At 61.8% G+C, this 5,970-nt stretch carries 6 protein-coding genes, 1 tRNA gene and 1 pseudogene; 4 read left to right on the top strand and 4 right to left on the bottom strand.

From position 1 onward, the window contains the following. The 4 genes and pseudogenes from EN750_RS15400 to EN750_RS15415 form a co-directional block, all read right to left on the bottom strand. Positions 1-184, bottom strand: a pseudogene (locus EN750_RS15400) (hypothetical protein); the annotation flags it as partial. Positions 185-359: 175 nt separating this feature from the next. Then, on the bottom strand, positions 360-797 hold the full coding sequence (locus tag EN750_RS15405; RefSeq protein WP_127396933.1) for a hypothetical protein: 438 nt from the start codon (positions 795-797) through the stop codon (positions 360-362). 155 nt (positions 798-952) lie between these two features. Then, a tRNA-Phe gene (locus EN750_RS15410) sits at positions 953-1,028 on the bottom strand. Between the two features lie 320 nt (positions 1,029-1,348). Continuing rightward, a complete protein-coding gene (locus tag EN750_RS15415; protein ID WP_189367347.1) occupies positions 1,349-2,242 on the bottom strand; it encodes a helix-turn-helix domain-containing protein in 894 nt (297 codons plus the stop codon). An 85-nt stretch (positions 2,243-2,327) separates the two neighbouring features. Between EN750_RS15415 and EN750_RS15420 the strand changes: the two genes are divergently transcribed. The 4 genes from EN750_RS15420 to EN750_RS15440 form a co-directional block, all read left to right on the top strand. Beyond that, the gene (locus EN750_RS15420; protein ID WP_127396935.1) at positions 2,328-3,599 is read left to right on the top strand and encodes an extracellular solute-binding protein; all 1,272 of its coding nucleotides are present in this window, start codon (positions 2,328-2,330) and stop codon (positions 3,597-3,599) included. Positions 3,600-3,886: 287 nt separating this feature from the next. Then, a complete protein-coding gene (locus tag EN750_RS15430) occupies positions 3,887-4,747 on the top strand; it encodes a sugar ABC transporter permease (protein WP_013530184.1) in 861 nt (286 codons plus the stop codon). Further along, on the top strand, positions 4,744-5,580 hold the full coding sequence (locus EN750_RS15435) for a carbohydrate ABC transporter permease (protein ID WP_127396936.1): 837 nt from the start codon (positions 4,744-4,746) through the stop codon (positions 5,578-5,580). The genes EN750_RS15430 and EN750_RS15435 overlap by 4 nt, the downstream gene beginning before the upstream one ends. A gap of 8 nt (positions 5,581-5,588) precedes the next feature. Further along, positions 5,589-5,970 (top strand): ABC transporter ATP-binding protein (locus EN750_RS15440; RefSeq protein WP_145967675.1); only part of this gene is annotated, 382 nt, incomplete at its 3' end.

Here is a 5,970-nt window from a genome sequence, read left to right on the forward strand (position 1 = left end):
GTCCTTGGAACGGCAGCATGACGATTTCGCCCTTCGCGTTGCTGATCCGAAGCCCGGCAACGCCGGATCGGTAGCGAAAGGCGGTGGCGACAAGCCCGCGATAACGCGCGACGATGGTTTCCGACGGGCCGAACTGCTCGGGCACGAGATCGACGAAGACGTGATCGGAGTAGTCCAGATGCATTGTTTCGACCTCTATTCACCGCAAGCGTGCGTGCCGATAGTCGCAGGAAACATCTGGAAATCAACGGCAGCACGTTTCACAGCTTCTGCCAGGACGGCTGGTGGCAGAGTCTCTTCGCGCCCTCCTGGGAGAGCGCTCGAAACTGCAAGCTTGCCAGGCAATATCCCGCGATTGCCTATCCGCGAGCCGGCGGCAGCTCGAACAAAGTGGCGCCGTTCTCCCGGCCGCGCTCGACATAGCCGATAACGCCGAACCATCTTGCGACATCCGGCCCCTGGAGCCAGCTGCGCGAGTGGATGGCGAGGTTGCCGGCGAGCGCCTGGATGTGCTTGATATGCCGCTTGCAGAAGCGAACGGTCGCGGCACGGAAGAAGTCTTCCCGTGCGGCGAACAGCGTGTCGGCGGCGTCGCTGTTCTCATGCCAGGCGATAATTGCCACGGCCTTGTCGCCCTCGACAAGCGCGTGCGCGCGGCCCTCCTTCAAATTCATCATCAGATTGTCGTAGGCGATCTTGCTGTCCTTGCCGGCCGCCGCGTATTCGTCCGACATCCGCTTGGACAGACCGCGAAAGACATCCTCCAGATCCCCAAGCGTTGCTGCGCGTGCTCTCATTTCACCTCCTGCAGCCCCGGCAGGCAGTTTGCCCTAGGGTTGAGGGGTGGCCAAGCAAATTAAATCCGTCTGCGGGCTAATGTGCGCAAAGTGATTCCACTTGGCGATGCAGGCGGCGACGCGATGGGGTGTGTCCAGAACGGACCTTGGGAAAATGGTGCCCAGAGGCGGATTCGAACCACCGACACGCGGATTTTCAGTCCGCTGCTCTACCAACTGAGCTATCTGGGCCTGTTCCGGCAAACGAAAACTCGCAGACCGGAATTCATCGAGGCGCCGTGGGCGCCCCTTGAAAGCGCGTGGGTTATAGCACGGGAATTCGGCCTGTCCAGCGCCTAGGTGGCGATTTCAGGCAGGAAAAGCGATGCCGTGCGGTGCCCCGGTTTCCATGCTGCTTGCAGGCCGGAATCGCGCACGCCATGGCACGATCCGGCCTTCGTCACCCTTGTCCGCGTCGTTATTGCAGGCTGAAACGCCGTGACATGTCTTTCAGCCGACGATCGTGGCGCACAATGCTTCGCGGCGCCAGACGCGCCACGGGTCGCCGCCATCTATCTGACGCCGGTCACGCCGCGGCGAAAATCGGAGGGCGACATGCCGGCGAGCTTGCGGAACGACTTGTTGAAGGCGCTGAGCGAGCCGAAGCCCGAATCCATGGCGACGCGCAGCACATTGGCGTCCTGATGCATCAAAAGCGCCTGCGCATAGCTCAGCCGCAACAGGTTCACATACTCGTTGAGCGTCATGCCGGTGGATTTCTTGAACAGGCTCATGGCATATTTGGGATGGATGTCGGCGGCCGCCGCGATGTTCACGCAATCGATGTCGTAGAGGAAGTTTTCGGCGATGAAATCGCACATGCGACCGACATTGCGCGACGATTGCTGGTCGAAGGGGCTGCCTGTTTCCTGGTCGGTCGGAGTTGCGGATACCAGCCGGTAGGGCTCGAACCGCACCCGCTCCAGCCGCAGCAGCAATTCGTTGACGGCATGTTCGGCCTTGGCCTGGTCGCCGGACCGGGCGTAGCGGTTCCAGCGCTCGAAATTATGGTTGTCGGACTGGTCGGTGGCTGATGTCACCAGTGTCGCGCCGGTCATCAGCCGGTGCCTTATATCCGTGGGCACGTGCAGCCGGAAGAAATGCACCAGCGGCAGATGCGCCCCGGCATAGATGGCGTCGTCGGACAAATCGTCCATCTGGTGCGGCAGGCCACCCCAGAACAGGCACATCTCGCCGGCCGAAAGCGAAATCTCGTGGTCGTTCATGCGGTAATGCACGCTGCCGCGCACGATGAAATTTACCTCGACCTGGGCGTGCCAGTGCGGCTTGAGCATCACCAACGGATTGGTGTGAAACATCTGCAGGAGCAGCGGCAGGCCTTCCACGCTGCTGGCCCCAGGCTGGTAGAACGGCCGTTCAGGCATCTTACTTTCCGCCAATTTCATATTCCTTTTGACGGCGACAGGCCTTGCCCACTGCATAGTCTAGCCACGCTCACAGTGAGAGAGCAAATGAAATGGGAGGATTTCAATGCGCATCACAATGACCTGCGCCGCGCTCGCGCTTGCCCTGGGCTCAGCCCCGGCCTTCGCGCAATCCGGCGAAATCACCATCTGGAGCTGGAATGTCGCGGCTTCATCGCTGAAGGCGACCATTGCCGGCTTCAACAAGCAATTTCCCGAGGTCAAGGTCACCGTCCAGGATCTCGGCAACCAGCCGACCTATGACAAGTCGATCGCCGGCTGCGCCGCCGGCGGCGTCGGGCTGCCCGACATCGTCACCGTCGAGAACGGTGAGGCCGAGAATTACTGGAGCCAGTTCCCCGACTGCTTCGTTGACCTGCATACGCTCGGCTACACAGCCGACGACCAGAAAAAGTTCCCCGATTTCAAGCGCACCGAGCTGGAAGTGGGCGACAAGGCCTACGCGATGCCGTGGGATTCCGGCCCGGTTGCCGCGTTCTATCGCCGCGATTTCTACGAAAAGGCCGGCGTCGATCCGGCTTCGATCAAGACCTGGGACGATTTCATCGCCGCGGGCAAGAAGATCCAGTCCGCCAATCCTGGCGTCTCGATGACCAATGCCGATTTCAACGGTGACTCGGAATTCTTCCGCATGATCTCCAACGAACAGGGCTGCGCCTATTTCTCCGAGGACGGACAATCGATCACGGTCAACCAGCCCAAATGCGTCGATGCCATGACCAAGGTCAAGGAGATGAAGGACGCCGGCATCATCTCGTCGGCCGACTGGGGCACCAAGATCACCAACAACACCGCCGGCACCGTCGCCACCCAGATCTATGGCGGCTGGTATGAGGGCACCATTCGCACCGAATCTGCCGGTGAAAACGGCAAATGGGGCGTCTATCTGATGCCGAGCCTCACCGCCGACGGGCCGCGCGCCGCCAATCTCGGCGGTTCCTCGCTGGCTATCACCTCGGCGTCGAAGAACAAGGAGGCAGCCTACGCCTATCTGAAATACACGCTCGGAACCAATGAAGGCCAGATCACGATGCTGAAGGAGTTCGGCCTGGTGCCGTCCCTGATCTCGGCGCTCAATGACCCCTACGTCTCGGAAGGTCTGCCCTATTGGGGCGGGCAGGCGGTGTGGAAGGACATTCTCGGCACCTTGCCGAAGGTTGTTCCGAGCCGCGGCACGCAGTTCCAGAGCGACGCCGAAATCATCGTCCGCGCCGTGCAGACCAAGTATCTGGCCGGCGGCTACCCCGACGCCAAGACGGCACTCGACGATGCCGCAAGCCAGATCGCGGCGGCGACCGGACTGCCCGTCAAGTCGTGACCACCGGCGGGCCGAGTGATGCGTCCTGCGGGAACGTTGGCGCTGCCCCTCATCCCCCTGCCGGGACCTTCTCCCCGTATAGTGACGGGGAGAAGGGAGATTGCCGCAGCGCCGGCGCCCTTCCTGCAACGCCGGTGATTGACGAAACCATTGATGACAGCGCCCCTCTCCCCGTCACTATACGGGGAGAGGATGCCGGCAGGCAGGTGAGGGGCGGCGCAGACCTCGAAGATTGAATACCGACACGCCACCCGAACGGGCGGAAAGCAAAAGGGAAGGAGGCAAAAATGCGCAACCGCAACGCCACGGCCTATCGCTTCCTCACGCCCTATCTGCTGATCTTCGCGATCTTCTGGGTGTGGCCGATCATCAGCTCCTTCATGATCTCCTTCCAGGCGACGCGTACCGTGCCGTGGCGGTTCGCGCCGAGCTTCAACTGGGGCCGGTTGATCGGCGATCCGGCCTTCTTCAACGCCCTGAAGAACACGCTGCTCATTCTTGTCATCCAGGTGCCGGTGATGATCTCGCTGGCGCTTGTCATGGCGGTGCTGTTGAACTCGCCGCTCTTGAAGGCGCGCGGCCTCTACCGCTTTGCCTTCTTCGCCCCGGTGGTGGTCGGCGAGGTCGCCTATTCGGCGGTGTTCCGGCTGATGTTCAACCTCGATTTCGGCATCATCAACAAGCTTTTGAACAGCGTCGGCCTGCCCAAGATCGACTGGTTTTCCAACGTCACGCCGGCGATGGCGCTGATCATGATCGCGGTGACCTGGCGCTGGGCCGGCTACAACGCCATCATTCTGCTCGCCGGCATGCAGTCCATTCCCGAAGATGTCTACGAGGCGGCGACGCTCGACCGCGTCAGCAAGCTCAAGCAGTTCTTCTACATCACCCTGCCGCTCTTGAAGCCGGTCATCGTATTCTGCCTCGTGCTGTCGATCATCGGCACCATGCAGCTGTTCACCGAGCCGTTCCTGATCACCGAACGCGGCGGACCTGGCGGCGGTACGGAGACGCTTGGCCTGCTGCTCTATCGCCAGGGTTTTCGGTCGCTCAATTTCGGCTATGCGTCGGCCGTCGCCTACACCATGGCCGGGCTGGCGATCGCCATCACGCTGGCGCAGCTGTGGCTGACGAGGGAACCGAAATGAGTTCGCGCTCCTCCGCCAGACTGGGACGCAGCATCGCTCTGCATCTGTTCCTGACGCCGCTGGCGCTGATCTGGCTGTTTCCGCTGTGGATGATGGTGGTGTTCTCGACCATGCCGGACAACGGCATCTTCAGCCCCGGCATCGAGCTTTTGCCGCACGGCAATTTCATCGACAATTTCAACAATCTGCAGCGTGACACGAACTTCGTCGGCGCCATCGGCATTTCGGTCTCGGTGGGGGTGACCTACACCATCCTGTCGGTGCTGCTGACGTCGATGGCCGGCTGGGCGCTGGCCCGCTACCAGTTCTTCGGCAAGGGCGTGGTTGTCGCCATCATCCTCGGCACCATCACGCTGCCCTATGCGGTCGTGCTGATCCCGCAATTCATCATGGTGGCGCGCGACTTCAAGCTCGCCAACACCTGGGTGGCGCTGATCGTGCCGCCGCTGTTCAATTCGCTCGGCGTGCTGTTCATGCGGCAGAGTTTTTCGATGATGCCGGACGACCTCTTCGATGCGGCGCGCGTCGAGGGCGTCAAGGAATGGCGCATCTTCCTCTTCGTCGCGCTGCCTTTGGCGCGGCCGATGCTGGCCGCACTCGCCATCATCCTGTTCCTCGCCTCCTGGAACAATTATCTGTGGCCGCTTTTGATCAACAGCCAGCCGGGTTCGATGACGGCGCCGGTGGCGCTCGGCACGCTGATCGGCCTCACCAAGGTGTCATGGGGCGGCATCATGGCGGGCGCGGTGATGCTGACGGTGCCGATGCTCGTCGTCTTCGTGCTGCTGCAGCGCCATTTCATCGCGGGCATCGCCGCCGGCGCGGTCAAGTAAGGGGCAGCATGGCAACGGTCACGCTCAACAATGTCGTCAAGCGCTTCGGTGTCTTCGAGGTCGTCCATGGCGCCAGCATCGACATCAAGGACGGCGAGTTCGTCGTCTTCGTCGGGCCCTCCGGCTGCGGAAAATCGACGCTGCTCAGGATGATTGCCGGGCTCGAGGACATCAGCGGCGGCGAGATCGCCATCGGCGGCAAGGTGGTCAACGATGTCGAGCCGGCCGACCGCGGCATCGCCATGGTGTTCCAGTCCTACGCGCTCTATCCGCACATGAGCGTCGAACAGAACCTCTCTTTCGGCTTGCGCATGACCGGCAATCCAAAGGCCGACACCGAACGGCGGGTGAAGCGGGCGGCCGAGATCCTGCGCATCAGCGAATTGATGG

The sequence above is a fragment of the Mesorhizobium sp. M7A.F.Ca.ET.027.03.2.1 genome, assembly GCF_003999175.1.
GTDB lineage: Bacteria > Pseudomonadota > Alphaproteobacteria > Rhizobiales > Rhizobiaceae > Mesorhizobium.

Bases quoted from the DNA above. Each gene is read 5' to 3' on its own strand.
- EN750_RS15415 (WP_189367347.1), bottom strand. From the start codon at position 2,242: ATGAAATTGGCGGAAAGTAAGATGCCTGAACGGCCGTTCTACCAGCCT.
- EN750_RS15430 (WP_013530184.1), top strand. From the start codon at position 3,887: ATGCGCAACCGCAACGCCACGGCCTATCGCTTCCTCACGCCCTATCTG.
- EN750_RS15405 (WP_127396933.1), bottom strand. From the start codon at position 797: ATGAGAGCACGCGCAGCAACGCTTGGGGATCTGGAGGATGTCTTTCGC.
- EN750_RS15435 (WP_127396936.1), top strand. From the start codon at position 4,744: ATGAGTTCGCGCTCCTCCGCCAGACTGGGACGCAGCATCGCTCTGCAT.
- EN750_RS15420 (WP_127396935.1), top strand. From the start codon at position 2,328: ATGCGCATCACAATGACCTGCGCCGCGCTCGCGCTTGCCCTGGGCTCA.